Origin of the sequence: Flavimobilis soli (genome assembly GCF_002564025.1) — a bacterium.
Taxonomy (GTDB): domain Bacteria; phylum Actinomycetota; class Actinomycetes; order Actinomycetales; family Cellulomonadaceae; genus Flavimobilis; species Flavimobilis soli.
Window position 1 is genome coordinate 150,608 of record NZ_PDJH01000001.1, and the last position, 26,906, is coordinate 177,513.

Sequence of the window (26,906 nt, forward strand, 5' to 3'; positions counted from 1 at the left end):
GGCCTCGAAAGCTCAGTCTCCGAGGCCGAGGTCGAACGCGTGGTCGAGGTCGTCGGCGGAGTACGTGCGGAACGCGAGGTTGGTCAGCGTCCGTGTGATGCCGGGGACCTTGTTGACGCCGTCGGCGATGACCTCGGCGAGCTCCTCGTGGCTGTGCACACGGACGATCGCGACGAGGTCGTTGTCGCCGGTGACGGAGTAGACCTCGCTCACGCCGTCGATCGCCGTGACGGCCGCAGCGACCTCGGGGATCTGTGCGGGGATGGCGTCGATCATGACGAACGCGGTGATCATCGGGGTGTCCTCTCGTGGCGCGCGGCCGGGGCCGTGCCGGCAGTCTCGAGGACCATCCTGCCAGGCCGAGCGCCTACGGGGACGGGTGCGACGTCGTGGCGCGTCCGGTCGTCGTCCCCGATCGTCGCCGTCGTAGCGCGACCTCGGCGAGCCTGGTCGCTGACCGTCGCGTAAGACTGGGCGCCGCGTACCGCACACGTAGCCGGACGGGTGGTCCGCACGAGGCGCACGTGAGGGTCGGCGAGCCAGTCGAGGAGGATGAGCGTCTCCTCGGGGTGGGCCGCTGTCGCGGGGGCGACAGGTGGGTCCACGTGCTCTGCCGTGGCGGTCGCGGCGTCGATCGTCAGGTACGGATCGGTCCCGGCTGGCGCGACGGCGGTACCCGCGAGCCGCCCGTACCGGACGACGACGATCTCCCAGCCGCCCGTTCCCGGGCCGCTCGGCACGCGGCGCGCGGCGACGAGCTCGGAGCACAGCGCGAGCTGCTGGAACCTCTCGCGGCGGGCGGTGCCCTCGAGGAACGCCGCGAGCCGGTCGCGCTCGGTCGCGGCCTGCTCGTAACGCTCCTCCTGGGCGAGGCGCGCGATACGCGCGAGCATCGGCTCGACGACGGCCCCCGGCGACGTGGTGAAGGCGTTCAGGACCGCTCTGGCGGCGGCGTCGTGCTGCTCGCGCGCCGGGTCGCCCTCGGCGCCCTGCGGTGCCACGCACGGGCCGCTGCAGCGGCCGAGGTCGAGCAGCTGGCACGCGCTCGTGCCCGCGGGGGCGACGCGAGGCAGCCGCCGGGTGCACTGGCGCAGGTCGATCGCCCCCTGCACGGCCTCGACGGCGAGCTGCGCGGTGCGGCGGGAGAGGAACGGGCCGATGTGCACCGCTCCGGGCCGGCCCGACGGCTCGCCCAGCGCCCCACGCTGGCTCGCCCCCACGCCCGACCGGTCGGCAGGCTCCGTGCGGGAGACGTCCGCGCTCTCGCTCTGCCCCTCGACGCGCCCCACGGCCGGCGCCACGGACTCGGGCACGGTCCGGTTGACGACGCTCAGGCGCGGGTGGTCCTCGTCGGTGAGCCGGACCCAGGGCATGCGCTCGGGGAACCTCGAGCGTCGGTTGTACCTGGGGGAGTGCTGGGTGATCAGTCGGAGCTCGCGGACGCGTGCTTCGAGGCGCGTGGCGCACGGCACCGCGCTGACACGTTCGGCGATGCGGAGCATCTCGGTCATCCGTCGGCGCTTCTCGGACGCGGTGAAGTAGCTCTGGACACGCTTGCGCACGTCGACCGACGTGCCGACGTAGAGCACCTCGTCGCCCGGGCCGTGGAACAGGTAGACGCCCGGCCCCGACGGGAGGCCTGCGGCGAGGCCCTTCTTGCGGCGTACCTCGGGCGGGACAGGGTCCGTCGCGGTCGTCAGGTCCTCGAGGTGCGTGATTCCCCAGGGGGCGAGACGGCCGAGCAGCGCGTGCAGCACGTCGACGGTCGCGCGGGCGTCGGCGAGAGCGCGGTGCTCGGGTGTCGTCGTCGCGCGGAACAGCGCGGCGAGCGTCGAGAGCTTGTGGTTGGGCGCCTCGTCGCGCGTGACGACGCGACGCGCGAGGGCGACCGTGTCGACGACCCGGTTGCCGGGCCAGGCGAGGTCCATCGCGGAGGCGGCCGCCTTGAGGTGCCCGATGTCGAAGCTGGCGTTGTGCGCGACGAGCACGGCCCCGTGGATGAACTCCCAGAAGCTCGGCAGCACCTCGCGGATACGCGGCGCGTCGACGACCATCGCCGTCGTGATCCCGGTGAGGACCGCGATGCGCGGAGGCACGGGCACGCCCGGGTTGACGAGCGTCTGGAACTCTCCGACGACCTCGCCGCCGCGGACCTTGACCGCACCGATCTCCGTGATCTCCTCGGCGCCGGGCTTGCCTCCCGTCGTCTCGAGGTCGAGCACGACGAAGGTGACCTCGTGCAGGGGCGTGCCGAGCTCGTCGAGGCCGAGCTGCACGGGCGTGCCGCCCGGAGTCGCTTCCGGGCGACGCAGCTGCGTCCCCGGGTGGTTGAGGGGCCGGGCGCCCAGGTCCTGTCGCACGACGGTGACGCTATCGAGCCCCTCTGACAAGCCTGTGCTGAGGGCCGGACGCGCTGGCGGTTCCGGGCCCAGGTGCACGGATGCCGGGCCGAGGGCTGGGCCAGGACAGGACGACGGCCGCCCGCTCGCTGAGCGAGCAGGCGGCCGTCGTCGGAGCGTCAGGCGTTCGTCTGGACCTCGCTGTACAGCGCCTCGACCTCGTGCGCGAAGTCCTCGAGGACGACGTTGCGCTTCACCTTGAGCGACGGCGTCAGGTAGCCGTTGTCGATCGTGAAGTCGTTCTCGAGCACGCGGTACTTGCGGATCGACTCGGCGCGCGACACCGCCTTGTTGGCGCGGGCGATCGCCTTGTCGAGCGACTTCTGCACGTCCGCGTCTGCGAGCGCCTCCTGGAGCGACATCGCGGGCTTGCCCTGAGCGGAGAGCCAGCCCGGGAGCGCCTCGGTGTCGATCGTCAGGAGCGCGCCGATGAACGGACGGGCGTCGCCGACGACGACGCACTGGCTCACGAGGACGTGCGCACGCACGCGGTCCTCGAGCACTGCGGGTGCGACGTTCTTGCCGCCGGCGGTGACGATGAGCTCCTTCTTGCGGCCGGTGATGCGCAGGTAGCCGTCCTCGTCGAGCGAGCCGAGGTCTCCCGAGCGGAACCAACCGTCGACGAACGCCTCGGCGGTCGCCTCCGGGTTGTTGTGGTACCCGCGGAACACCTGCGGCCCCTGGATGAGCACCTCGCCGTCGGAGTCGATCCGGAAGGCCGCCCCGGGGAGCGGCGGGCCGACCGTCCCGATCTTCGGCTTGTCGGGCACGTTGACGCACGCGGGTGCCGTCGTCTCCGTGAGGCCGTACCCCTCGAGGACCTTGAGGCCGACGCCGCGGTAGAAGTGGCCGAGACGCTCGCCGAGGGCGGCGCCGCCGGAGATGGCCCACTCGGCCCGCCCGCCGAGCGCGGCGCGGATCTTCTTGAGGACGAGAGCGTCGGCGAGGCCGTGCTGGATCTTCAGACCGATGCCGGGGCCCTTCGGATCGTCGAGGGCACGCGAGTAGGCGATCGCGGTCGAGGCGGCCCAGTGGAAGATCTTGGCCTTGCCGCCGGCGATCGCCTTCTGCTCGGAGCTGTTGTAGACCTTCTCGAACACGCGGGGGACGGAGAGGATGTACGTCGGCTTGAACGCGGCGAGGTCGGGGAGGAGGGTCGCGGTGTCGGGCGTGTGGCCCAGCACGGAGTTCGCCGGGACGGTGAGCACCCCGATGAACCGCGCGAAGACGTGCGCGAGCGGCATGAACAGGAGCGTCCGGGACCCGGGGACGCCGACGATCTCGCGCAGGCGCGCGACGGCGTTGAGGGACAGCTCGACGAAGTTGCCGTGCGTCAGCTCGGCGCCCTTGGGGCGGCCGGTCGTGCCGGACGTGTAGATGATCGTCGCGAGATCGTCGAGGTTCGCGAGCGAGCGACGTCGTGCGATCTCCTCGTCGGGAACGTCCGCGCCCTCGCGGACGAGCGTGTCGATCGCGCCGTCGTCGATCACGAGGGTGCGGCCCAGCGACGGGGTCTTCTTCGCGACCGAGCGGACGGCCTCGGCGTGCGCCGTCGTCTCGACGACCGCGAGCCGGACGTCGGCGTCCGAGAGGATCCACTGGACCTGCTTGGGCGACGAGGTCTCGTACATGGGTACGGTCACGGCGCCTGCGGCCCAGATCGCCCAGTCGAGGAGCGTCCACTCGTACCGGGTGCGCGACATGATGCCGACGGACTGCCCCGGCTCGATGCCCGCGGCGACGAGGCCCTTCGCCACGGCGACGACGCGCGCGTCGAACTCAGCGGCGGTGATCGAGCGCCACGGGGCGCCGTCGCCCTGCTTGACCTCGATGATCGCCTGCTGGCCGCGCTCGGCGACGCGCGTCGCGAGGAGGCTGTTGACGTTGGTCGACCGATCCGCCTCGACGAGGATCGGCGTACGTGATTCGCTCATGCTGACTCCAGTGGCAGGTGGGCGTGTGTAGGTGAGACTAGTGGTATCAGGTGCTTTGTGGGGGCATCGCGCCACTATCAGTTCTGATCGTCGCAGAGTTGAGACCTAGGTCCTACTCCCCACGGTCCCGACGCGCCGTGCTGGCCTGGCCAGACGCGTCGCGCAAGGGCCGGACGGGTACGTCTCTCGAGGCCCCGCGTGTGGCAGGCTTTGGGCGGCAACCCCGCGACGGGGCACGGCTCTTTTCGGAAAGCACGAGGACAGACATATGTACGCGCTCGGTGTCGACATCGGTGGGACGAAGATCGCGGCGGGCGTCGTCGACGAGGACGGCAACCTGCTCGCGCAGGTGCGCAAGCCGACCGACCCGAGCGACGCGGCCAACATCGACCGCTCGATCGCCGAGGCCTACCAGGAGCTCTCGGCGTCGTACGAGATCTCCGCGATCGGACTCGCGGCCGCTGGCTTCTGCAGCCCGAAGCGTGACTCGGTCCTGTTCGGCACCAACATCGCGGCGTGGCGTGACTACCCGCTCGCGGCTCGCGTCGCCGAGCTGACGAACCCGGCGATCCCCGTGGTCGTCGAGAACGACGCGAACGCGGCCGGCTGGGCCGAGTACCGTTTCGGCGCCGGTCGCGGCACGACGGACTTCCTCGTCCTGACGGTCGGCACGGGCCTCGGTGGCGCCGCTGTCGTGGGCGGTGAGCTCGTCCGAGGCCGCTACGGGATGGGCACCGAGGTCGGGCATATGCGCGTCGTCCCGGACGGCCGCTTCTGCGGCTGCGGCCAGGCGGGCTGCTGGGAGCAGTACTCGTCGGGCTCCGCGCTCGTCGCCGACGCACGCGCCGCGCTCGTCGCGCAGGCGGACCGCGCGGAGCGCCTGCTCGAGCTCGCGGGCGGCAACCCGCAGAACCTCACCGGCCCCATGGTGACGACGGCCGCGCACGAGGGTGACGCCCTCGCCATCGAGATCTTCGCGAACCTCGGCCAGTGGCTCGGCGCGGGTGCTGCGTCGCTCTCCGCGTTCATGGACCCCGAGGTCATCGCAATCGGCGGCGGCGTGTGCGACGCCGGCGCCGTCCTCCTCGACCCGACCGTCGCGTCGTTCGAGAAGCACCTCTCGGCGCGCACGCACCGCCCTGCGCTCGCGCGCATCGAGCTCGCGCGCCTCGGCAACGAGGCGGGCATGGTCGGCGCCGCCGACCTCGCGCGCCGCTGACGCGCACCCGACGACGCGAGAGGCGCCGGCGACCCACGGTCGCCGGCGCCTCTCGCGTCGTTCTCAGACCTCGTCGTCCGGCACGTGGTCGGGGTCGCGGCGGTGCGGCATGCGCCAGAGCAGGATCGTCACGCCGAGCAGCAGGACACCCGCCGTGATCTGGAGCCACAGCGTCGGCGTCGGCCGTGGACCGAAGATCGTCGCGAAGAGCGAGAGCGGCGCGAGGACCACCGCGATCCACCCGAGCGTCAGGAACGGGTCGCCGCTGAGCAGCGGAGGAGGCTCGGGCGGCTCGAAGTGGCTCTGCTCGTCCTCGAGGTCGATCACGTCGTCGGACGCAGCGTGGTCCCTCGGTCCCAAGGGGCGGACGCCGGAGGCTGTCGGGAAGCGAGGTTCCCGCGGCGCGGGCCCCGTGGGCACCTCGCCGCCCCACGTCGGGTCCTGCTGGAGGTGGGCCACGATGCTCGCGAACCGCGCGTCGGTGTCGTCGCTGTCGCCGCTGGTCGTAGGCTCTTCGGGCGGCGTGGGAACCTCGTCGCGCTCGACGTCCTGAGCGTCCGGTTCGTCCGGACGGGAGTCGCGCGGCAGTTCCTCGCCATCGGGGTGCGGCGCTGCATTCGGTTCCGACATGCTGTTCACTCTAGAGTCGGTAGTGCACCTCGCGAACGCAGGGCGCACGAGGAGGCAGGTTGTTCTACTGGTTGATGAAGCGCGTCTTCGCGGGGCCGTGGCTGAAGCTCTTCTTCAGGCCGTGGACGCGAGGGCTTGAGAACGTGCCCGCCGAGGGCGGCGCGATCCTCGCGAGCAACCACCTCGCGGTGATCGACTCCTTCGTCCTGCCTCTCGTGCTCGACCGCGAGATCGTGTTCATCGGAAAGTCGGAGTACTTCACGGGCACCGGCATCAAGGGGCGCCTGCAGGCGGGCTTCTTCCGCGGCGTCGGCACCATCCCTGTCGACCGTTCCGGAGGCAAGGCGAGCGAGGCGGCGCTCAACACAGGCCTCAAGCGCCTGCGCGAGGGCGGGCTCTTCGGGATCTACCCGGAAGGCACGCGCAGCCCCGACGGCCGCCTCTACCGCGGGAAGACGGGCGTCGCCCGCCTCGCGCTCGAGTCCGGCTGCCCGGTCGTCCCCGTCGCGATGATCAACACCGAGGTCGCCCAGCCGCTGGGCAAGGTCATCCCGCGCCCGGTGCGGATCGGCATCGTCTTCGGCGAGCCGCTCGACTTCTCCCGGTACCAGGGCATGCAGGAGGACCGCTTCATCCTGCGCTCCGTGACCGACGAGATCATGTACTCGCTCATGCGCCTGTCGGGCCAGGAGTACGTCGACGTGTACGCCGCTACGCAGAAGGCCCGCCTCGCGGGGGGACAAAAGGCCGACGCCGGAGCGCCCACGTCAGGGCAGGCTCCTGGTGGGCGCCCGATCCCGGACGTCCAGGTTCCGGTACCTCCCTCTGAGGAACCGGGCACGTCAGTAGACTGATGCGAGTGTGCGCGACGACGTCGCGGCGCACGCGCAGATCCACCGCCCGCCCCGGCACCGCTGTGAGCGCGGGCTCGATGAGAGGTTGATGTGATGGCGGTACGCCGCGTTGCCCTGCTGACCGCGGGCGGGTTCGCCCCCTGCCTGTCCTCCGCCGTCGGCGGCCTGATCGAGCGATACACGGAGGTCGCCCCCGAGGTCGAGATCATCGCCTACCAGCACGGCTACCACGGCCTGCTGACGGGGACGAAGATCGTCGTCGACGCCGAGGGTCGCGCCAAGGCTGGCATCCTGCACAAGTTCGGTGGCTCGCCGATCGGCAACAGCCGCGTCAAGCTCACCAACGCGGCCGACTGCGTCAAGCGCGGCCTCGTCAAGGAGGGGCAGGACCCGCTGCAGGTCGCTGCCGAGCAGCTCAAGGCCGACGGCGTCGACGTCCTGCACACGATCGGTGGCGACGACACCAACACGACGGCCGCCGACCTGGCTGCGTACCTCCACGAGAACGACTACGAGCTGACCGTCGTGGGCCTGCCCAAGACGATCGACAACGACGTCGTGCCGATCCGCCAGTCGCTCGGCGCCTGGACTGCCGCCGAGGAGGCCGCGGGCTTCGCTGCCAACGTCATCGGCGAGCACCGCTCCGGCCCGCGCATGCTGATCGTGCACGAGGTCATGGGCCGTCACTGCGGCTGGCTGACCGCCGCCGCTGCCGCCGAGTACCGCAAGTGGCTCGACCAGCAGGAGTGGGTGCCGAGCCTGGGCCTGACGCGTGAGCGCTGGGACATCCACGCAGTCTTCGTGCCCGAGCTCGCTCTCGACATCGAGGCCGAGGCGAAGCGCCTGCGCACCGTCATGGACGAGGTCGGCAACGTCAACATCTTCCTGTCCGAGGGTGCTGGCATGCACGAGATCGTCGCGCAGCTCGAGGCCTCGGGCGCCGAGGTCCAGCGTGACCCGTTCGGCCACGTCAAGCTCGACACGATCAACCCGGGCCAGTGGTTCGCGAAGCAGTTCGCGGAGCTCCTCGGCGCCGAGAAGACGATGGTCCAGAAGTCGGGCTACTACTCGCGCGCCGCGGCCGCGAACCCCGAGGACCTGCGCCTGATCAAGTCCATGACGGACTACGCGGTCGAGGCTGCCCTGCGCGGCGAGTCCGGCGTCATCGGCCACGACGAGGAGAACGGCGACCGCCTGCGGGCGATCGAGTTCCCGCGCATCGCCGGCGGCAAGGCGTTCGACGTCTCGCAGCAGTGGTTCCAGGACCTCCTCGCCGGTATCGGCCAGAGCGCGGTGCCTGCACAGTCATGACACTGGTGGCGCACGATGCTGCGGTCGACGGGCTCGACCGCTTCCGCACGCTCGTCGCCAAGCAGCAGCCGACCTGGCCCGACGCGGAAGCGTTGGGCCAGGCGGTCGCTCGCCTCTCGGCGGCACCGCCCCTCGTGGTGCCCGCCGAGGCGGACCTGCTGACGACGCGACTCGCTGCCGCTGGCCGGGGCGAGGCGTTCCTGCTGCAGGGCGGTGACTGCGCAGAGACGTTCGCCGACGCGCACGCCGACCGGATCCGCAACAAGATCCGCACGATCCTCCAGATGGCCGTCGTGCTCACGCACGGCGCGAGTACGCCCGTCGTGAAGATGGGCCGCATGGCCGGCCAGTACGCGAAGCCGCGCAGCTCCGACGAGGAGACGCGCGACGGCGTGACCCTGCCCGCGTACCGCGGCGACATGGTCAACAGCCACGACTTCTCGCCTGAGGCCCGCCGACCCGACCCGCAGAAGCTGGTCGAGGGCTACGAGATCTCCGCAGCGACGCTCAACGTCCTGCGTGCGTTCACCACCGGCGGCTCCGCAGACCTGCGGCGCGTGCACGAGTGGAACCGCGGCTTCATGCGGAACCCCGCCTACTCGCGCTACGAGCGCACGGCCGACGAGATCGACCGCGCGATCCGGTTCATGGACGCGTGCGGGGCCGACTTCGACGCGCTGCGCACGGTCGAGATGTACGTGAGCCACGAGGCGCTGCTGCTCGACTACGAGCGCGCGCTCACGCGCGTCGACGCGCGCAGCGGCAAGGCGTACGACACGTCCGGCCACTTCCTGTGGATCGGGGAGCGCACGCGTGACATCGACGGCGCTCACGTCGAGTTCCTGTCGCACGTCTCCAACCCGATCGGCGTGAAGCTCGGCCCGACGACGTCGCCCGGCGACGCGATCGCGCTCATCGAGAAGCTCAACCCGGCCGGGCGCCCGGGGCGACTGACGTTCATCACGCGCATGGGGTCCGGTCGCATCCGGGAGGCGCTGCCGCCGCTCGTCGCGGCGGTCCGCGACCACGGCTCGCCCGTGACGTGGGTGACCGACCCGATGCACGGCAACACGATCACGTCCGACTCGGGCTACAAGACGCGTCGCTTCGACGACGTGCTCGACGAGGTCCGCGGGTTCTTCGAGGTGCACCGCGCAGCGGGCACCGTCCCTGGCGGCCTGCACGTCGAGCTGACCGGTGACGACGTGACCGAGGTGCTCGGCGGCAGCGAGGAGATCGACGACGCGGGGCTCGCCCTGCGGTACGAGACGCTCGTCGACCCGCGGCTCAACCACCAGCAGAGCCTCGAGATGGCGTTCCAGGTCGCGGAGATGCTCCGCGCCTGAGGGCAGGACCACGAGGAAGGGACGTCGACGATGTCGGCGTCCCTTCGTCGTGCCTGGGCGGCGGAACGGTCGCCGAGGCTCGGAGCTCAGCGGGAGCCAGGGCGGAGCGGCCGCGCGGCCGCTGCCCGGGACCGTCAGAAGATCGTCAGCGAGACGGTCGTGCCCTTGGGCACCTCGACGCCCGGGTCGACGCTCTGGAAGCGCACCTTCCCGAGGAACCCGCCCCACGCGAACTGGTCCTCGGGGACGAGGTCGAACTTCTCGAGCTCGGCGTGCGCCGCGTCGGTGTCCATGCCGCGCACGTCGGGCACGGCGACGAGCGGGCGCCCCTTCGACACGGTGATCGTGATGGTGTCCGTCCGCTTGGCCTGCCCGGAGGGCTCGATCGACTGAGCGACCACGCGGCCCTCGGGGACGGTCTCCGAGAAGTCCTTCTTGACCTTGACCTTGAGGCCGAGGTCCTTGAGCACGCGGGTCGCGTCCTCCCGGGTCGTGTTGACGACCTGCGGGACGGTGACGGGTGCGGGTCCGTCGGAGACGGTGAGCACGACGGGCGTGTAGTGCGGGATCGCCTCGCCACCCTCGTGGGAGACCTTCATGACCTGGCCCGCCGGGATCTTGTCGTCGTGGACGCGATCGTCCGGCCCGACGGTGAGGCCGGTGGCCTCGATCGCGGCCGCCGCCTCGTCCCGCGCCATGCCGACGAGCTTCTCGGGCACGACGAACGTCTCGACGCCGAGCGAGACGACGAGCTCGACGACGCCGCCGCGCTTGATCTCCTGGCCCTCGCCGGGTGTGGTCTCGACGACCGCGCCCTTCGGGACCGCGTCGTCGTACCTCTCGGTCACCGTGTGCCCGAGGTCGAGGCCCGTGAGCATGTCGACGGCGGCCGCCTGCTCCTGGCCGGCGAGGCCGGTCGGGACGTTCGTGTAGGCGCCCGGCCCGTAGCCGGTCCACCACACGGTGACGCCGCCAGCGATCGCCGCGAGGAGCACGAGCGTCAGGACGGCCACGAGCATGCGGTGCCGGCGGCGCTCGCGCGCCTTGACGGGCGTGGCCTCGTCCTCGGCGGTGCCGGGGAGGCCGATGGGCAGGGCGATCGTCGTCCCGGACGCGGCGCCCGGGGCGCCCACCGCGAGCGACTGCGTGACGGCGTCCTGCGGGCTCTCCGCGACGGCGGGCTGCTCGCCCGTCGTTGGCGGGGGCGGGACGGGCGGCAGGCCCGTCTCGCCGGAGGCCTCGGACGCGGAGTCAGGGCTCGCTACGAGCCCCTCGTCGTCCGCGTCGCTGTCCGCGGACGCGGACGAGGGCGCGGGCGCGGGCGTGTACTGGGCCCGGCGGTCGAGGTCGCTCGGGTCGAGGCTCGCGCGTGTGCGTCGCACGAGGTCGAGCGCAGCGGTCGCGTCGGTGGGGCGGTCCTCGGGGGGGCGCGCGGCGAGCGCGCACACGAGCTCGTCGATCTCCTGCGGGAGCCAGCTCACGAGGGACGACGGCGCGGGGATGTCGGTGTTGACGTGCTTGTACGCGACCTGGATCGGCGTCTCGCCGGTGTGGGGCTGGCGGCCCGTGAGCATCTCGAAGAGGAGGATGCCGACGGCGTAGACGTCGGTCCGCGCGTCGCACGTGCCCGTGAGGATGATCTCAGGAGCGAGATACGCGACCGTGCCGAACACCGTGCCGGTCGCCGTTGACGTCACCTCGGTGACGGCGCGCGCGAGGCCGAAGTCCGCGACCTTGACGCGGCCGTCCTCGGCGATGAGCACGTTCTCCGGCTTGATGTCGCGGTGCACGAGGTTGGTGCGGTGCGCGGTCGCGAGCGCGTCGAGCACGGACTCGACGATCGAGAAGGCGCGGCGCACCTGGAGGGCGCCCTCGGTCACGAGCGCATGGCGCAGGTTGGTCCCGTCGATGAACTCCATCGTCAGGTAGCTCGTCTCGCCGTCGAGCCCCTGGTCGTAGACGGCGACGAGGCCCGGGTGGGTGAGGCGGGCTGCTGCTCGCGCCTCGCGACGGAAGCGCGAGATGAAGTCGGCGCCGTCAGCGCCGTCAGCCAGGTGCGGGTGCATGACCTTGAGAGCGACGTCCCGGTCGAGCCTGCGGTCGGTGGCGAGATAGACCGTCGCCATGCCTCCGCGGGCGATCCTGGACACGACGCGGTAGCGCCCGTCGACGAGCTTGCCGACGAGCGGATCGGTCAGAGTGGCTCCCACGCCTGCGAGTCTAGGCGGCTGGGTGTGATGAAGCCGTGAAGCGACGCGGCACGTCGGTCGAGGCCTCGTGCGTCTACGGTTGGCACATGAACGGAACTGACCCCGTGGGCGAGTGGCTCACAGTCCCTGACGTCGCCGAGCTCCTCGGGACGGACATCAGCAAGGTCCGCGGACTGCTGCACGAGCGCAAGATCGTCGGCGTGAAGCGCGGGGAGCGGTCGATCTTCCAGGTGCCCGCGCGGTTCTTCGTGCCGGCGCACATGGCGAACCCGGCCGACGTCGGCCCGGCCCCCGAGAACCCCGAGGACGTCAAGCACGTCGTGCTCGCGGCGCTGCCCGGCACGTTCGTCGTGCTGACCGACCTGGGCTTCTCGGACGAGGAGATCATCGACTGGCTGTTCACGGTCGAGGACTCGATCGGCGTCGCGCCGATCGAGGCGCTCCACCAGGGCCGCAAGTCCGAGGTGCGACGGGTCGCCCAGGCGCTCCTGTGACGTAAGGGCGCCGCGCCTCAGGCGCGGCGCTCGACGGCCGCGTAGCCGAGCGCGCGCAGCATCGACGCAGGCTCGGTGTCGAGCTCGAGCGAGTCGAGAGCGCCGAAGGCCTGGTCGCTCAGGTCCTGCACGAGGTGCTCGACGTAGGACAGGGCGCCGGTGCGCTCGAAGATCTCGCGCAGCGACGCGACCTCGGCGTCAGTGAGGGTCTCGGCGCCGAGCGCGCCGCGCAGCTCGGCCTCCTCGGCGGGCGTCGCGCCCGCCAGCGCGCGGGCGAGCATGACGGTGCGCTTGCCCTCGCGCAGGTCGTCGCCTGCTGGCTTTCCGGTGACGGCGGGGTCTCCGAAGACGCCGAGGACGTCGTCGCGCAGCTGGAAGGCCTCGCCGAGCGGCAGGCCGAAGCGGCGGACGGCGTCGAGCCGCGTCTCGTCGGCGCCTGCGGCTGCGGCGCCAAGGGTGAGCGGGTGCTCGACGGAGTAGCGGGCGGACTTGGCGCGGATGACGGCGCGGGCGCGGCGCTCGGCCTCGGCCGCGTTCTCGGTCCAGGGGCTCACCTGGTTGAGGACGTCGAGGTACTGGCCGATCGTGACCTCGGTGCGCATCTCGGAGTAGATCGCGTGGACGGGTGCGTAGACGTCGTCGGGCAGGTGCGTGAGGGCGTCGACGAGCTGGTCGTCGCTCGCGACGAGCGCGAGGTCGCCGAGCAGGACGGCGGCGGAGAGCCCGAACTGGTTCGAGTCGCCGGGCCAGCCCTGCGCGCGGTGGACCCGCGCGAAGTGGACGTGTGCCGTCGGGTGGCCGCGGCGGGTGTCGGACTTGTCCATGACGTCGTCGTGGAAGAGCGCGGCGGCCTGGAAGAGCTCGAGGCTCGCGCCGATGCGCAGGACTCCCTCGCGCTCGGGGGCGTCGAGCGTGCCGCCGTGTCCGCGCCACGCCCAGTAGGCGAAGGCGGCGCGCAGGCGCTTGCCGCCGGAGAGCATGCGCGCCATCGCGTCGTAGAGGGGGAGCGCCTCGGGTCCGTGCGCGGCCTCGTGGTCGAACCGTGCGGAGGTCAGGTAGTCGGCGACGATCTCGTCGACGCGGGGGCGTACGTCTTCGCGGTCCACGAGGGCGAGGGTGCTCATGCGTCCACACTAGCCGCGAGACCTGCCGGAACAGGGCCCGACGTCGTTACTCACCTGCCCACAGGCGTGCAGGCGGGGGAGCGGCGTCCACGGTCGCGCCACGTCCCGCGCGAGGCGCGGGCGCGCCGCGGTCACCTGGGGTCATGACGACCCCCAAGACGATCCGCGCGAGCGAGCCCCGTGAGCTCCTCGCCCTCATCCCTTTCCAGCTCGGCTTCCACCCGACCGACTCGGTCGTGCTCGTGAGCCTGCGGCCGCCGCGCAGGCGCGTCGGCATGATGGCGCGCGCCGACGTCGTCGACCTCGCCGCCGACGGGATGGGGGAGCAGCTCTCCCGCAACCTGACCGCGCACCTGGCGTCGGACGGCGCCGTGGGCGCGGTCCTCGTCCTCTACACGGACGACGTCGAGGGCGGGATCGAGGACCTGGCGACGACGGCGGTGCGGCGGCTGGCCGACGCCGTCTCGGAGGCGGCGCCCGTCGACGGGCTGTGGGCGGTGACCGGGTCGGGGTACCACCGGCTCTCGTCGGCGCTCGACGTCGTCGAGTCGTTCCCGATCGACGACCTCGCCGGCTCGCAGGTGGGGTCCGAGATGGTCTTCCTCGGGTCGGCGGTCGCGAAGAACCGGGCTGCGCTCGGTCGCCTGCCGGTCGCCCCGGCTCAGTCGCGTCGTACGGCCGAACGTGCGGCGCGGGATTGGCGGGCGCGGCGCACCGAGCCCGGCTGGTGCGAGGAGTCGGTACGGCTGTGGCGCCGCGAGCAGCGACGCGACGCCCGCTCCGGTTCCGGGCGCCCGACCGCGTGGGGCCGCCTCGCCGCCGCGCTCGAGGACGTGACGGTGCGCGACGCCGTCCTCATCTCGCTCGTGCCCGAGGCGGACGGCTTCCCGGACGTCTCGTACGGCACGGCGCTCGACGACGAGCGCGTCGCGTGGGCGATCTCGGCGATCGTCGACCCGACCGTCGGCGTCCCGCCGACGCCCGAGGTGTGCGAGCCTTCGCGCGCGCTGCTCAAGCACGTCGCTGCGCACTCGCGCGACGGCTCGCCCGGTGCGCTCACGCTGCTCGGCGTCATCGCGTGGTGGGAGGGCGGCGGCGCCGAGGCGCGGATCTGGATCGACCGGGCGCTCGAGGTCGAGCCCGGGTACCGCCTCGCGCTGCTCGTCTCGCAGGCGCTCGACGCCGGGATGCCGCCCGGGTGGGTGCGCGCGAGGCGCGCGGGCTGAGCTCGCGGTCCGGGGCCTGGGCGGCATCCCGGCAGGTCGGCGGGGAAATCGCCCCGACGGGTCGCCGCAGTCGGGGCGGGGGGGCCCGCAACGCGGGAATATCGGCGCTGTCGTGGGGGTTGACGTCTGCGTCAAAGCGCCCAGCACGCAGCTCGACGGGCCCTTCGGGGCCCACGATCCGGGTGCCTCGGGCTATAATGGTAGGTAGCGACGCCCGCACGAAACACAGCGGGATACCGCGCCTGCCCCACTTCCTGTGCTCCATGCCGAAAGGTCTTCTGTGGCGTCCACACCTTCGAATCCCGCACTTCCGCGCGAGTTCGAGCACCCTGCTCTGCAGGATATCGTCCGCCGTGGCTCCGGTGCTGGCAGCATCGACGCCGAGAGCTTCCGCGAGGCCTGCGAGGCTGCTGGCGTCGCAGACGCGAAGCGGCTCAAGGCCATCTACCGCGCGCTCGCGATGATCGGCATCGAGGTGGCCATGCCGGTCGCCCCGGCCAAGGTTGCCGCTGCCGCGTCCCCGCGTGCGACGTCGACGACGGCTCGCGCGACCAAGTCCACCGCCGCCAAGGCGCCGGCGAAGTCCACGGCCAAGAAGACGACCGCCAAGAAGGCGGCCGTCGCCGAGCCTGAGGTCGAGCCCGAGATCGAGGACCTCGGCGACGCGCTCGAGCCTGACATCGTCGAGGAGGCGCCCGCCAAGGCGCCTCGCGCCGCTGCGAAGAAGACGACGCGCTCGCGCGCCAAGAAGGTCGACCCGGTCGAGGAGGCCGCAGCGGCTCCCGACGAGGAGCCCGAGGCCGACGAGCCCGCCAAGAAGGACGACGCTCCCGAGGACGGCGCGTCGGGCTTCGTCTACTCCGACGCGGACGACGACGACGCTCCGGCCCAGCAGGTCGTGACCGCTGGCGCGACCGCCGACCCGGTCAAGGACTACCTCAAGCAGATCGGTAAGGTCGCGCTCCTCAACGCGGAGCAGGAGGTCGACCTGGCCAAGCGCATCGAGGCCGGCCTCTTCGCCGAGGAGAAGCTCGCCCAGGGCGGGGACATCGACCCCAAGCACCGTCGCGAGCTCGAGTGGATCGCGGGCGACGGCCGTCGCGCGAAGAACCACCTTCTCGAGGCCAACCTGCGTCTCGTCGTCTCGCTCGCCAAGCGCTACACCGGTCGCGGCATGCTCTTCCTGGACCTGATCCAGGAGGGCAACCTCGGTCTGATCCGCGCGGTCGAGAAGTTCGACTACACCAAGGGCTACAAGTTCTCGACCTACGCGACGTGGTGGATCCGTCAGGCGATCACCCGCGCGATGGCCGACCAGGCCCGCACCATCCGTATCCCGGTGCACATGGTCGAGGTCATCAACAAGCTTGCGCGCGTCCAGCGCCAGATGCTCCAGGACCTGGGCCGCGAGCCCACGCCGGAGGAGCTGGCCAAGGAGCTCGACATGACGCCCGAGAAGGTCGTCGAGGTCCAGAAGTACGGCCGCGAGCCGATCTCGCTGCACACCCCGCTCGGCGAGGACGGCGACTCCGAGTTCGGTGACCTCATCGAGGACTCCGAGGCGGTCGTCCCGGCGGACGCGGTGAGCTTCACGCTCCTGCAGGAGCAGCTGCACCAGGTTCTCGACACGCTCTCCGAGCGTGAGGCTGGCGTCGTGTCCATGCGCTTCGGCCTGTCCGACGGGCAGCCCAAGACGCTCGACGAGATCGGCAAGGTCTACGGGGTCACCCGTGAGCGCATCCGCCAGATCGAGTCCAAGACGATGTCGAAGCTGCGCCACCCGAGCCGTTCGCAGGTGCTGCGCGACTACCTCGACTGAGCACCCGTTCGACAGCGTCCCGACGGCGCCCGCCACACGGCGGGCGCCGTCGGCGTATCTGGACTCGGCCGCGGCGCACGTTCGTGGCCGCAGGCGACCAGCGCAGCCCTGCGCCGCCGCGGCTCTGACGGGCGCGCCGCTCAGACCGGCGCGCCGCCGTCGTCGTCCCGGACATGACAGAAGGACCCCCGCAGCGGTGGTGCGGGGGTCCTTCTCGTCTAGGGGGCCGCACGCGGGGCTCGCCGCGCGCTGGGCCGGATCAGTGCTGGGCTGCGCCCGCGCCTGCGCCGTGCTCCTCGAGGAGACGGTCGGTCTCGTCCTGGATCTCTACCGCGATCTCGGAGTACTTGGCGGCGTGCTCACGGGAGTGGTGCGCGCAGAAGAGGAGCTCGCCGACGGGCAGGGTGACCCGCACGTAGGCCTGAGCGCCGCACCGGTCACAACGGTCAGCCACGGTGAGAGGGGTGGTCGTCGTCATGTTCATGGGTCCAGTCAACCAGAGCAACAGCGTCAGGCCCGGGTGAATCCGGGGATATTCGCCAGCGGCGTACATGACGCCCCTCACGTCTTGCCGTCTGGACGGCGCGGGTACGCGGATCACGGCGCCGCACCACCTACAGTAGGGAACCGTGTCGACAGCCACGATCGAGTCCTACAGCGCCCGCCACCTCTCCGTCCTCGAGGGGCTCGAGGCGGTGCGCAAACGTCCCGGCATGTACATCGGCTCCACGGACTCGCGCGGCCTCATGCACTGCCTCTGGGAGATCATCGACAACTCGGTCGACGAGGCGCTCGGCGGGCACTGCAGCAACATCGAGGTGACGCTGCACGCCGACTCGTCGGTGACCGTCGCGGACGACGGCCGCGGCATCCCGGTCGACATCGAGCCCAAGACTGGCCTCAGCGGTGTCGAGGTCGTCTTCACCAAGCTCCACGCGGGCGGCAAGTTCGGCGGTGGGTCGTACGCGGCGTCGGGCGGTCTGCACGGCGTCGGCGCATCGGTCGTCAACGCGCTGTCTGCGCGTCTCGACGTCGAGGTCGACCGCGGCGGCAAGACGCACCGCATGACGTTCCACCGTGGCGAGCCGGGCGTCTTCGACGACCCGCGCACGGGCCCGACGCCGGACGCCGCGTTCACGCCGTTCGTCGCCAAGTCGGAGCTCAAGGTCGTCGGCAAGGTCGCGAAGGGCCGCACCGGCACGCGCGTGCGCTACTGGGCGGACAGGCAGGTCTTCCCGAAGACCGCCGTCTTCTCCTACGAGGACCTCGTCGCGCGCATCCGCCAGACGACGTTCCTCGTCCCCGGCCTCTCCGTCACGCTGCGCGACGAGCGCGGCCTGCCGGGCACGCCCGGAGCGGACGGTCCGCACACGGAGACGTTCCTGCACACCGGCGGGACGGTCGACTTCGTCGACTTCCTCGCGCCCGACGCGCCCGTCACGCAGACCTGGCGCCTCACCGGCGCGGGCACCTTCACCGAGACCGTCCCGGTCCTCGACGACAAGGGCCATATGACGCCGCAGGAGGTCGAGCGCGAGTGCGCGGTCGACGTCGCGCTGCGCTGGGGCGGCGGCTACGACACGAACGTCAAGACGTTCGTCAACATCATCGCGACGCCCAAGGGCGGCTCTCACCTCGCCGGATTCGAGGCCGGGCTGCTCAAGCTGCTGCGCAAGCAGGTCGAGGCGAACGCCCGCCGGCTGAAGGTCTCGACGAAGGACGCGGCCGAGCGCATCGAGAAGGACGACGTCCTCGCGGGCCTCACCGCCGTCGTCACCGTGCGGCTCGCGGAGCCGCAGTTCGAGGGCCAGACGAAGGAGGTGCTCGGCACCGCGCCCGTGCGCCAGATCGTCGCGAAGGTCATCGAGAAAGAGCTCGGCGCGATCCTCACGTCGTCCAAGCGGGACGACAAGGCGCAGGCGTCGCTCCTGCTCGACAAGGTCGTCGCGGAGATGCGCGCGCGCATCTCGGCGCGCAAGCAGAAGGAGATCTCGCGCCGCAAGAACGCGCTCGAGACCTCCTCGCTGCCGGCGAAGCTCGCGGACTGCCGCAGCGACGACGTCGAACGCTCGGAGCTGTTCATCGTCGAGGGTGACTCGGCGCTCGGCACGGCAAAGCTTGCGCGGTCCTCGGACTTCCAGGCGCTGCTGCCGATCCGCGGCAAGATCCTCAACGTGCAGAAGGCGTCGATCACCGACATGCTCCGCAACGCGGAGTGCGCGGCGATCATCCAGGTCATCGGCGCGGGCTCGGGCCGGTCGTTCGACCTCGAGAGCGCGCGCTACGGGAAGATCGTCATGATGACGGACGCCGACGTCGACGGCGCGCACATCCGCACCCTGCTGTTGACGCTGTTCTACCGGTACATGCGCCCCCTCGTGGAGGCCGGCCGCGTGTTTGCGGCGGTGCCGCCGCTGCACCGCATCGAGGTGATCGGCGCGGGCAGCAAGAAGAACGAGTACATCTACACGTACTCCGAGGCGGAGCTGCGGGCGACGCTCAAGAAGCTCGACAAGGCCGGCAAGCGGTACAAGGACGACATCCAGCGCTACAAGGGCCTCGGTGAGATGGACGCGAACCAGCTCGCGGAGACGACCATGGACCCGCGCCACCGCACGCTGCGCCGCGTGACGCTCGAGCACGCGCAGGCCGCCGAGACGGTCTTCGAGCTGCTCATGGGGTCCGACGTCGCGCCGCGCAAGGAGTTCATCGTCGCGGGCGCGCAGGGGCTCGACCGGACGCGCATCGACGCCTGACGCGATCGGCTGACGCGTCAGAAATCTCTCGACGCGCCCGCTTCCGCACGGCACCGTGGGACCTATGAACCTGCCCCCGTCGCTGCGCTGGCGCGCGCTCACGCCCCAGGACGCCACGACCCTGCTCGCGCTCGAGAACGCGATCGAGGAAGCGGCTGACCTCCCGTACCGGATGTCGCTCGCCGAGATGGAGGACGAGCTCGGTGCGCCGTGGCGCAACCTGGCCGAGGAGACGGTCGTCGGGCTCGACGACGACGGCGTCGCCCGGGCATGGGCCGAGCTGCTCGCACCGCCCGACGACGAGTCGGAGCGTCGCGTGCTCATCTTCGGCGGGGTGCACCCGCAGTGGCGAGGCCGCGGCATCGGGCGGGCTCTCGTGCCGTGGGCGCTCGAGCGGGCGCACGCGCTCGTCGCCGCGCACCCGGCCGGCGACCAGGTGCCCTGGCGCATCGGCGTCTTCCTCAGCGTCGACGACGCGGCCGCACGGCGCCTGTACGAGCGTGCCGGGCTCGCACCGCTGCGGCACTACGCGCTGCTGCGCCGCGACCTGTCCGTCGCGCTGCCGGACGTCGCGGTGGCAGACGGCGTCGTCGTCGAGCCGTGGACGGCGGACGTCGAGGAGGAGGTGCGGCTCGCGCACAACGCCGCGTTCGCCGACCACTGGGGGTCGCAGCCGCAGAACGCAGAGCGGTGGCTCGAGCAGCGGTGGGCTTTCGTGCGGGAGTGGAGCCTCGTCGCACGCGACACGACGGCGCCGGGGGCGCCGGTCGTCGGCTACCTGAAGTCGGAGAAGCTCCCCGACGACTGGCCCGCACAGGGCTTCACGAGCGCGTACGTCGACATCCTCGGCGTGGTGCGCGAGGCGCGTGGCCGAGGCGTCGCGAGCCTTCTTCTCGCCCGGGCGATGGCGCTGTATGCGGCGGAGGGGATCGAGTACGCGACCCTCTCGGTGGACACGGCGAACCCGACGGGCGCGTTCCAGCTCTACGAACGGCTGGGCTTCGAGCCGTACCACCGCCGTGTCCACCTCGCGCTGACGTCGGACGACGCGTGAGGGCGGGCGCGCTCGCCCCCTTCAGTGGGTGACAGACCGTCACGTAAGGTGGGCCCACTCAACGACGAGGAGGACCCGTGCGCGCCAAGACCCTGGTCACCACCACCGCGGCAGTCGCCGCGACCGTGTCGATCGTCCACCTGGCCGCCCAGCTCACCGACCGGGACGGGCTCGCGGATGTCACGCAGGTGATGCTCATGCCGGCCGTCGCCGGGTGGCTCGCCGCCCGCACGACCGGGGCGCCGCGGCCGCGGATCGTGCGCCGGTTCCTGCTGGGCCTCGGGTTCTCGTGGCTCGGGAACACCGCGCCACGCTTCCTCGACGGCGACGCCGGCTTCCTGGCGATGGTCGGGTTCTTCCTCGTCGCTCAGCTCGTCTACGCGTCGGCGTTCTGGCCGCTGCGCAAGAACAGCGCCGCGGCGCGCGCCCCGTGGTCGCTCCTCGCCTATCTCGCGGTGCTCGTTGTGATCGTCGCGCTCTGCGCGGGCGAGGCCGGGCCGCTGCTGCCTGCGCTGCTCGTCTACGCGGGGGCGCTCGTGACGACGTCGATCCTCGCGTGGGGCGCCGGTCCGGTCGCGGGCGTCGGCGGGGTCGTGTTCCTCGCGTCCGACGCGATGATCGGCCTGCGCGCCTTCGCGCCCGCCTTCGACCCGCCCCAGACGGGCTTCCTCATCATGTCGACGTACATCGCCGCGCAGGTGCTGCTCGCGCACGCGGTCGCGCAGCGCGCGTCCGCCGAGGCGGGCGAGCGGGAGCGGGTGCCCGCGCCCGCCTGACGGGCTCCCGGGGCGACGTCGGTACGCGCGTCGAGGGGCGGCGTCGGGCAGGAGGGTCGGTACGCGGACACTTCTCCCGCTCGTCCGCGAGCGTCGCTAGAGTCGGCCTCGGACGCAGGATGATGGCCCCAGAGGGGGACTGCGTCACCGCCGGGCGAATGCCCGCGCCTCGACGACCCCTCACCGAAAGGCCACCCATGCGCACCTCGCGCCCGACCGCCCGCACCGCGGCCGTCCTGCTCGCCACTACCCTCGTGCTGCCGCTCGCCGCGTGCGGCGACTCGTCCGCGCAGGGGCCGACGGCGTCGGCGACCTCCGCGGCCCCGGCTCCCTCCGCGACGCAGACGCCTGCGGTGAGCGCGCCCGAGGACGTCGCGAAGGCCGCGCTCGCGTGGCTCGCGTCGACCGAGCTGACGGACGGGCTGTTCGTCACCGAGTTCGACGGCACCGCCTACCCCGACCAGGGCCTCACGCTCGACGTGCTCGTCGCGGCCCTCGCCGCGGGAGACGACGCGCTCGCGCAGAAGCTCGCCGGGGCGTTCACGGCCGGCGTCGTCGACGCCTACGCGGGCGACGGCGAGAGTGCCGGGTACGCAGGATCGACGGCGAAGGGCGCCGTCGTGCTCGGGGCCGCGGGCAACGAGCTCGCCACGACGCTCGACGCGCGCCTCGCGACGCTCCTTACCGAGTCCGGCCGCATCTCCGACCTGGGCGGCGACGACTACTCGTCGACTGTGAGTCAGGCATGGGGCGTGCTTGCGCTGTCCCGCCCCGCGGCCCTCGCGAGCGACGACGGCGCTGAGCGCGCCACGCACGCCGCCACCTACCTCGCATCGCAGCAGTGCGACGACGGCTCGTTCCCCGCGACGCTCGACGCCGAGGAGTGCGTCGGCGACGTCGACTCGACTGCCTTCGCGCTGTCCGCGCTCACGGGCTACGCCCGCTCGGGCGCGACGGACCTCGATGAGGACGTGACGACGTCGGCTGCCGAGTGGCTCGCGAGCGCCGCGACGGAGGTCGACGGCGGACGCGCCTGGGTGACCGGCGAGCCGGCTGTCGCGAATACCAACTCTGCGGGCGTCGCGCTCGTCGCGCTGGCCGATGCCGCGTCCACGGACCCGGTTGTCGGCGAGGCGCGCGCGTGGCTCGCGGCGCAGACCGTCCCGGCCGGTGACGGCGTCGCGATCACGTTCGACGGGACCGCGCCCGACGCCCGCGCGTCCGCTCAGGCCGTGCCCGCGCTGCTCGGCTCGGGTCTGTTCGACCTCGTGGGGTCTGAAGGCTGATGCGCAGGATCGCCGTCGCGGCGCTCACGGTTCTGCTTGCGCTCGGGCTCGCTCCCGCCGCGGGCGCGGCTGGCGTGGCTGCGACGGCGTCGGGTCCCGCTCGTACGGCCTCGGACGGCCAGACGTACGGGGGATGCCTCGGAGTCACGATCGTCGTCGACTTTGGCGACCTGGACGGTGACGGGCAGCGCGGCGGCGCGATCCAGTGCGAGCCGACGACCGGGCGCGCGCTCGACGTGCTGCAGGCCGCGGGCGTCAAGCTCGAAGGCACCGCGTCAATGGGGCTCGCGTTCGTGTGCCGCGTCGAGGGCCGCCCGGCCGCCGACGAGGCCATCGCGCTGCCGGACGGTTCGACGCGCACCGAGTCGTGCCAGCGCACTCCGCCCGCGAGCGCGTACTGGTCGCTGTGGGTCGCGACGTGGGACTCGCAGGCCGACGAGTGGACGTACGCGACCTCGGGAGTCGGCGACATCCAGCTGGGTGCGCGGGACGCGATCGCGCTCGTGTACGCCGTCGGACGGGACGAGGGGCTGCCGCCGCTCATGTCCCCGGAGAAGGCGCGTTGGCTCGAGCTGCCGAGCGGCTGGGAGGGTCGTGTCCCTGCGGGCGACGTGAACGGTGACGGTGACGGGCCCGCGGTGGCCGTGTATGCCGGTGGGGCGCTGCTGCTCGTCCTCGTCGGGGCCGCGGTGGTGCTCGCGGCGCGACGTCGGCGCTGGCGGTGACGTCCGTGCACGTGAGGTGCGTCCACCCGGGAGCGTGGTGGCTGTGGGCGGCCGGTGTGGCTGCGGCGGCGACCGCGACGACGAACGTGCTGCTGCTTGCCCTGCTCGGCGCCGTCGTGCTGCTCACGGTGACCGTGCACCGGCCCGAGGGCGCGCGCGGCTTCGGGGTGTACCTCGCGGTCGCGGGCGCTGTGGTCGTGGTGCGGGTGCTCGCGCACGTCGTGCTCGCGACGCCCGGCGTGCACGTGCTGGTGGACCTGCCGGCGTTCGACGTCGGGCCGCTCACCCTGCTCGGACCTGTGACACGTGAGGCGCTGCTCGCGGGCGTGTCCGGCGGGCTGCAGCTCGCCGTGCTCATCCTTGCCGTCGGTGCGGCGCACACGATCGCCGACGCCGCGAGCCTGCTCCGGCACGCGCCTGCCGCGCTCGGGCCGATCGCGACCGCCGCCGTCATCGCGGTCTCGACGTTCCCGTCGCTCGTGCGGTCCGTCCTCGAGACGCGTGACGCGTTGCGCCTGCGCGGTGTGACGCTCAGCGGGCGCGGGGCGCGCGACCGGCACCTGCTCGAGCGCGTCGTCGTGCCCGTGCTATCGGGGGCCGTCGAGCGGTCGTTCGCGATCGCGACCGGGATGGAGGCGCGCGGGTTCGGCGCTTCGCATGCCGTGACGCGGGGGGCTGCGCCGCTGACCGTCGCGGCCGTCGGGGCAGCGGGGGCGGCGCTGCTCGCCGTGCTCGACCCGGCGTGGCCGCGGTGGTCCGCGCCTGCGCTCGCCCTGCTCGCGGGCGTGCTGACGTGGCTCGCGCTGCGCGGCGGTGCTGCCGGCGGGCGGCGCACGACGCTGTACCGGCCGCCGCGGTGGACGCCCGTGTCGCTCGGGCTCGTCGCGTGCGGGGCGGTGGGCGCTGCGCTCGTCGCGACCGCGTCGGTCGCGGTGCGGGTGCCGACGCCGGACGCGTGGCTCGCGCTCTCGGGCGGCTTGCTCGTCGCGGTCCTCGTCGTTGCGGTGCCGGCGTTTGTGGGGCTCGTGCTGCCGGAGGGCGGGGCGGCGCAGTCTGCGGCGGGGGAGCGCGACTCTCTCTACGCCCGTGGCTCCGCGCCGGGTGCAGGCGCCGAGGCGGGCGCCCCGTCAGCCGCGTCGACGCTTCGTGCCGCGGGCTCTCCGCTCGACGTGGCGGCGTCGCGCTCCGCCGTCGAGGTGGCCCGATGATCCGTCTCGAGGACCTCTCGGTCGCGATCGGCGACCGCACGTTGCTGGAGGGCGTCACGGCGGACGTCGCCGAGGGTGACGTCGTGCTGCTCGCCGGGCCGACCGGCGTCGGCAAGACGACGCTGCTGCGCACCCTCGCGGGGCTGCGCGACGGGACGGACGCGCGCGCCTCGGGCGCCGTGCGCGTCGGTGGGCGCGACGTGCTGCACGTGCCCGCGCGCGACCGCGCCGACGTCACCGGGTACGTGGGGCAGGACCCGCTCGCGTCGTTCGTGACCGCGCACGTCGAGACGGAGCTCGCGTTCGGCCTCGAGCAGCAGGGCGTGGCGCCTGCGACGATGCGGCGCCGCGTCGAGGACACGCTCGACCTGCTCGGCATCGCGGCGCTGCGCGACCGTCGGCTCGACACGCTGTCGCTCGGGCAGGCGCAGCGCGTCGCGCTCGGTGCGGTGCTCGTGTCGGAGCCGTCGGTGCTGCTGCTCGACGAGCCGACGTCGGCGCTCGACCCGGTCGCGGCCGACGACGTGGTTGGGGCGTTGCGGCGTCTTGCGCACGACGTCGGGCTGACGGTCGTGGTGGCGGAGCACCGGCTCGAACGGCTGCTCGGCGTCGCGGACTGTGTGTGGCACCTGCCCGGTGACGGGACGTTCACGGCGGGTGGGCGCGAGGTGCTGCGTGGGACGCCGCAAGCGCCGCCGCTCGTGCGGCTCGCCGACGTCGCCGGCTGGGCCGAGGTGCCGCGGGACGTGCGTGAGGCGCGGGCCGCGTACCTCGCGGAGCCTGAGCGGATCGAGCTGCGGGCACCTGCTCCTGCGGCCGCCGTAGGCGGGCCTGTGGCGGTGCGCGCGCGGCGCGTGGAGGTGCGGTGGGGGAGCGCCGCCGTCGTGCGTGGGCTCGACCTCGAGCTGCGGGCGGGCGAGGTGACGGTGCTCATGGGGCGCAACGGTGCGGGGAAGTCGACGCTGCTGCGCGCTCTCGCGGGTGCGCTGCCGCACCGGGGGCGGCTGGAGGTCGACGGCGTGGACCCCGCGCGGCTCGGTGCGGCGGAGGCGCGGCGGCACGTCGTGCTCGTGCCGCAGGAGGTGGGCGCGCTGCTGTTCACCGACTCGGTCGCGGCGGAGTGCGCGTCCGGGGACTGTGATGCTGGGGCGCCGGCCGGGACGACGCGAGAGCTGCTGGACGCGCTCGTGCCGGGGATCCCTGCGGACGCGCATCCGCGCGACCTGTCGGAGGGGGAGCGCCTCGCGCTCGTCGTCGCGATCCAGCTCGCCGCCGGTGCGGGCGTGGTGCTGCTCGACGAGCCGACGCGCGGCCTCGACACGCCCGCGCGGCACGCGCTCGTCGCGGCGCTGCGGGAGCGCGCGGCGGCGGGAGCGGCGGTCGTGCTCGCGACGCACGACGTCGAGACGGCCGCCGAGGCGGCCGACCGGGTCGTGGTACTCGCCGACGGCGAGGTCATCGCGGACGGGCCGGCGTGCGAGGTGCTGACCGGGTCGATGGCCGGGGCGCCGCAGGTGGCGCGCGTCGTGCGGCCCCTGCCCGCGCTGACGGTGGGGGAGCTGCGGCGCGCTGGTGCGGGGGAGAGTGCAGAGGCGCGGGACGGTGCTGAGGTGCGGGACGGGGCTGAGGCGCGGGACGGTGCGGCGGCTGGCGAAGGTGCGTTCGGGCTCGCGGGCGGGGGACTGCCGTGAGTGCTCCGGCCGCTGCCGAGCCCCGTGCGGCGGGCGGCTCACGGGCGACGCGGGACCGCGCGAGGCGGGTGTCGCGCGGGCTCGTGCTGCTGACGAGCGTGCTCGGCGCGGTGATGCTCGGCTGGCCGCTCGTCGGGGCGGCGCTGCCGCGGGCGGACGGGCAGAGCGCGCCGTGGCTCGTCGTCGTGCTCCTGCCCCTCGTGCTGGCCGCCGCGCTGGCCGCGGTGACGCGCGACCGGCCGGACCCGCGCTCGCTCGCGCTCCTCGGCGTGCTGGCCGCGCTGACGGCGGCGCTGCGGCTGATGGGGACGGGCATCGGGGGAGTCGAGCCGATGTTCATGCTGCTCGTGCTCGCCGGTGCGGCGCTGGGACCGAGCCTCGGCTTCACGCTCGGGGCGCTCGCGATGCTGGTGTCGGCGCTCCTCACGGCCGGCGTCGGTCCGTGGCTGCCCTTCCAGGCGTTCGCGGCAGCATGGGTCGGGGCGGGGGCCGGGCTCGTGGGCCGGGCGGTGCTCCCTGGTGGACGAGGGCGGCCGAGCAGGCGCGCGATCGTCGCGCTCGCCGCGTACGCGGTGGTCGCGGCGTACGTGTACGGGCTGGCGACGAACCTGTGGTTCTGGCCGTTCGCGCTCGGCGGCGCGACGCAGCTGTCCTACGTGCCGGGCGCGGGCCTCGCGGAGAACGTGCCGCGGTTCCTCGCGTACTCGCTCGCGACGTCGACGCTGTCGGTCGACACGGTGCGCGCGGTCGTGACGGCCGCGGGGGTGCTGGCGCTGGGGCGGCCGGTGCTGGGGGCGCTGGCGCGGGCCTCGACCCGAACCGCATAGGAAAGTTCGCAAACGAG

Annotated in this window: 22 protein-coding genes; 15 read left to right on the forward strand and 7 right to left on the reverse strand. The window is 72.7% G+C overall.

Translation table 11 applies throughout. The features are described from left to right. Positions 1–12: 12 nt before the first annotated feature. The 3 genes from ATL41_RS00725 to ATL41_RS00735 all read right to left on the reverse strand — a co-directional run bounded on the left by ATL41_RS00725 (position 13) and on the right by ATL41_RS00735 (position 4,333). Positions 13–294, reverse strand: coding sequence for an Lrp/AsnC family transcriptional regulator (locus ATL41_RS00725; protein ID WP_098456764.1), 282 nt, complete (start codon positions 292–294; stop codon positions 13–15). Further along, the gene (locus ATL41_RS00730) at positions 291–2,312 is read right to left on the reverse strand and encodes a DEDD exonuclease domain-containing protein (protein ID WP_098458838.1); all 2,022 of its coding nucleotides are present in this window, start codon (positions 2,310–2,312) and stop codon (positions 291–293) included. The genes ATL41_RS00725 and ATL41_RS00730 overlap by 4 nt, the downstream gene beginning before the upstream one ends. A gap of 206 nt (positions 2,313–2,518) precedes the next feature. Further along, a complete protein-coding gene (locus tag ATL41_RS00735; protein WP_098456765.1) occupies positions 2,519–4,333 on the reverse strand; it encodes an AMP-dependent synthetase/ligase in 1,815 nt (604 codons plus the stop codon). A gap of 268 nt (positions 4,334–4,601) precedes the next feature. Between ATL41_RS00735 and ATL41_RS00740 the strand changes: the two genes are divergently transcribed. Beyond that, entirely contained in the window at positions 4,602–5,552 is a 951-nt protein-coding gene (locus tag ATL41_RS00740) for an ROK family glucokinase (protein ID WP_098456766.1), read from the forward strand. Between the two features lie 63 nt (positions 5,553–5,615). Here ATL41_RS00740 and ATL41_RS00745 read toward each other — a convergent pair whose 3' ends face one another. Continuing rightward, positions 5,616–6,182 (reverse strand): YbaN family protein, encoded by a 567-nt coding sequence (locus ATL41_RS00745; protein ID WP_098456767.1) that lies wholly within the window; start codon positions 6,180–6,182, stop codon positions 5,616–5,618. 59 nt (positions 6,183–6,241) lie between these two features. Between ATL41_RS00745 and ATL41_RS00750 the strand changes: the two genes are divergently transcribed. The 3 genes from ATL41_RS00750 (at position 6,242) to ATL41_RS00760 (ending at position 9,693) form a co-directional block, all read left to right on the forward strand. Next, a complete protein-coding gene (locus ATL41_RS00750; RefSeq protein WP_425432639.1) occupies positions 6,242–7,036 on the forward strand; it encodes a lysophospholipid acyltransferase family protein in 795 nt (264 codons plus the stop codon). Positions 7,037–7,129: 93 nt separating this feature from the next. Next, positions 7,130–8,347 (forward strand): pyrophosphate--fructose-6-phosphate 1-phosphotransferase, encoded by a 1,218-nt coding sequence (locus tag ATL41_RS00755; RefSeq protein ID WP_098456769.1) that lies wholly within the window; start codon positions 7,130–7,132, stop codon positions 8,345–8,347. 5 nt (positions 8,348–8,352) lie between these two features. After that, positions 8,353–9,693: a class II 3-deoxy-7-phosphoheptulonate synthase gene (locus ATL41_RS00760; protein WP_425432640.1), complete on the forward strand. Its 1,341-nt coding sequence runs from the start codon at positions 8,353–8,355 to the stop codon at positions 9,691–9,693. A gap of 134 nt (positions 9,694–9,827) precedes the next feature. Here ATL41_RS00760 and pknB read toward each other — a convergent pair whose 3' ends face one another. Then, a complete protein-coding gene (pknB, locus tag ATL41_RS00765; RefSeq protein WP_181010221.1) occupies positions 9,828–11,903 on the reverse strand; it encodes a Stk1 family PASTA domain-containing Ser/Thr kinase in 2,076 nt (691 codons plus the stop codon). An 86-nt stretch (positions 11,904–11,989) separates the two neighbouring features. Between pknB and ATL41_RS00770 the strand changes: the two genes are divergently transcribed. Further along, positions 11,990–12,397, forward strand: coding sequence for an Rv2175c family DNA-binding protein (locus ATL41_RS00770; RefSeq protein WP_098458839.1), 408 nt, complete (start codon positions 11,990–11,992; stop codon positions 12,395–12,397). 17 nt (positions 12,398–12,414) lie between these two features. On the opposite strand, the gene ATL41_RS00775 is transcribed toward ATL41_RS00770, so the two are convergent. Then, on the reverse strand, positions 12,415–13,521 hold the full coding sequence (locus tag ATL41_RS00775; RefSeq protein WP_098456772.1) for a polyprenyl synthetase family protein: 1,107 nt from the start codon (positions 13,519–13,521) through the stop codon (positions 12,415–12,417). Between the two features lie 143 nt (positions 13,522–13,664). Here ATL41_RS00775 and ATL41_RS00780 point away from each other — a divergent pair, with 143 nt between their 5' ends. Then, positions 13,665–14,747: a DUF4192 domain-containing protein gene (locus tag ATL41_RS00780; protein WP_098456773.1), complete on the forward strand. Its 1,083-nt coding sequence runs from the start codon at positions 13,665–13,667 to the stop codon at positions 14,745–14,747. Positions 14,748–15,027: 280 nt separating this feature from the next. Then, entirely contained in the window at positions 15,028–16,566 is a 1,539-nt protein-coding gene (locus ATL41_RS00785; protein WP_098456774.1) for an RNA polymerase sigma factor, read from the forward strand. Between the two features lie 259 nt (positions 16,567–16,825). Here the strand turns inward: ATL41_RS00785 and ATL41_RS00790 are convergent, their stop codons facing one another. Beyond that, positions 16,826–17,050 carry a DUF7455 domain-containing protein gene (locus ATL41_RS00790; protein WP_219810353.1) on the reverse strand — a complete coding sequence of 75 codons (225 nt, stop codon included), beginning with the start codon at positions 17,048–17,050 and terminating at the stop codon, positions 16,826–16,828. A 145-nt stretch (positions 17,051–17,195) separates the two neighbouring features. Here ATL41_RS00790 and ATL41_RS00795 point away from each other — a divergent pair, with 145 nt between their 5' ends. The 8 genes from ATL41_RS00795 to ATL41_RS00830 all read left to right on the forward strand — a co-directional run bounded on the left by ATL41_RS00795 (position 17,196) and on the right by ATL41_RS00830 (position 26,889). Further along, the gene (locus tag ATL41_RS00795) at positions 17,196–19,322 is read left to right on the forward strand and encodes a DNA gyrase/topoisomerase IV subunit B (RefSeq protein WP_098456775.1); all 2,127 of its coding nucleotides are present in this window, start codon (positions 17,196–17,198) and stop codon (positions 19,320–19,322) included. Between the two features lie 64 nt (positions 19,323–19,386). After that, positions 19,387–20,376, forward strand: coding sequence for a GNAT family N-acetyltransferase (locus ATL41_RS00800; protein ID WP_098456776.1), 990 nt, complete (start codon positions 19,387–19,389; stop codon positions 20,374–20,376). Positions 20,377–20,453: 77 nt separating this feature from the next. Next, complete coding sequence (locus ATL41_RS00805) at positions 20,454–21,152, forward strand: lysoplasmalogenase family protein (RefSeq protein ID WP_219810354.1); 699 nt, start codon at positions 20,454–20,456, stop codon at positions 21,150–21,152. Positions 21,153–21,349: 197 nt separating this feature from the next. After that, positions 21,350–22,438 carry a prenyltransferase/squalene oxidase repeat-containing protein gene (locus ATL41_RS00810; RefSeq protein WP_098456777.1) on the forward strand — a complete coding sequence of 363 codons (1,089 nt, stop codon included), beginning with the start codon at positions 21,350–21,352 and terminating at the stop codon, positions 22,436–22,438. After that, on the forward strand, positions 22,438–23,163 hold the full coding sequence (locus ATL41_RS00815) for a hypothetical protein (protein WP_098456778.1): 726 nt from the start codon (positions 22,438–22,440) through the stop codon (positions 23,161–23,163). The genes ATL41_RS00810 and ATL41_RS00815 overlap by 1 nt, the downstream gene beginning before the upstream one ends. After that, complete coding sequence (locus ATL41_RS00820; RefSeq protein WP_098456779.1) at positions 23,160–24,371, forward strand: energy-coupling factor transporter transmembrane component T; 1,212 nt, start codon at positions 23,160–23,162, stop codon at positions 24,369–24,371. Before ATL41_RS00815 ends, ATL41_RS00820 begins: the two co-directional genes overlap by 4 nt. Continuing rightward, positions 24,368–26,062 (forward strand): ABC transporter ATP-binding protein, encoded by a 1,695-nt coding sequence (locus ATL41_RS00825; RefSeq protein WP_098456780.1) that lies wholly within the window; start codon positions 24,368–24,370, stop codon positions 26,060–26,062. Before ATL41_RS00820 ends, ATL41_RS00825 begins: the two co-directional genes overlap by 4 nt. Continuing rightward, a complete protein-coding gene (locus ATL41_RS00830; RefSeq protein WP_143556541.1) occupies positions 26,059–26,889 on the forward strand; it encodes an ECF transporter S component in 831 nt (276 codons plus the stop codon). The genes ATL41_RS00825 and ATL41_RS00830 overlap by 4 nt, the downstream gene beginning before the upstream one ends. The last annotated feature ends 17 nt before the right edge of the window (positions 26,890–26,906 follow it).

What these genes read in the sequence shown, in the direction of transcription:
- ATL41_RS00725 (WP_098456764.1), bottom strand. Translation starts at nt 294, where the DNA reads ATGATCACCGCGTTCGTCATGATCGACGCCATCCCCGCACAGATCCCC.
- ATL41_RS00735 (WP_098456765.1), bottom strand. Translation starts at nt 4,333, where the DNA reads ATGAGCGAATCACGTACGCCGATCCTCGTCGAGGCGGATCGGTCGACC.
- ATL41_RS00740 (WP_098456766.1), top strand. Translation starts at nt 4,602, where the DNA reads ATGTACGCGCTCGGTGTCGACATCGGTGGGACGAAGATCGCGGCGGGC.
- ATL41_RS00745 (WP_098456767.1), bottom strand. Translation starts at nt 6,182, where the DNA reads ATGTCGGAACCGAATGCAGCGCCGCACCCCGATGGCGAGGAACTGCCG.
- ATL41_RS00755 (WP_098456769.1), top strand. Translation starts at nt 7,130, where the DNA reads ATGGCGGTACGCCGCGTTGCCCTGCTGACCGCGGGCGGGTTCGCCCCC.
- ATL41_RS00770 (WP_098458839.1), top strand. Translation starts at nt 11,990, where the DNA reads ATGAACGGAACTGACCCCGTGGGCGAGTGGCTCACAGTCCCTGACGTC.
- ATL41_RS00775 (WP_098456772.1), bottom strand. Translation starts at nt 13,521, where the DNA reads ATGAGCACCCTCGCCCTCGTGGACCGCGAAGACGTACGCCCCCGCGTC.
- ATL41_RS00780 (WP_098456773.1), top strand. Translation starts at nt 13,665, where the DNA reads ATGACGACCCCCAAGACGATCCGCGCGAGCGAGCCCCGTGAGCTCCTC.
- ATL41_RS00790 (WP_219810353.1), bottom strand. Translation starts at nt 17,050, where the DNA reads ATGAACATGACGACGACCACCCCTCTCACCGTGGCTGACCGTTGTGAC.
- ATL41_RS00800 (WP_098456776.1), top strand. Translation starts at nt 19,387, where the DNA reads ATGAACCTGCCCCCGTCGCTGCGCTGGCGCGCGCTCACGCCCCAGGAC.
- ATL41_RS00810 (WP_098456777.1), top strand. Translation starts at nt 21,350, where the DNA reads ATGCGCACCTCGCGCCCGACCGCCCGCACCGCGGCCGTCCTGCTCGCC.
- ATL41_RS00815 (WP_098456778.1), top strand. Translation starts at nt 22,438, where the DNA reads ATGCGCAGGATCGCCGTCGCGGCGCTCACGGTTCTGCTTGCGCTCGGG.
- ATL41_RS00825 (WP_098456780.1), top strand. Translation starts at nt 24,368, where the DNA reads ATGATCCGTCTCGAGGACCTCTCGGTCGCGATCGGCGACCGCACGTTG.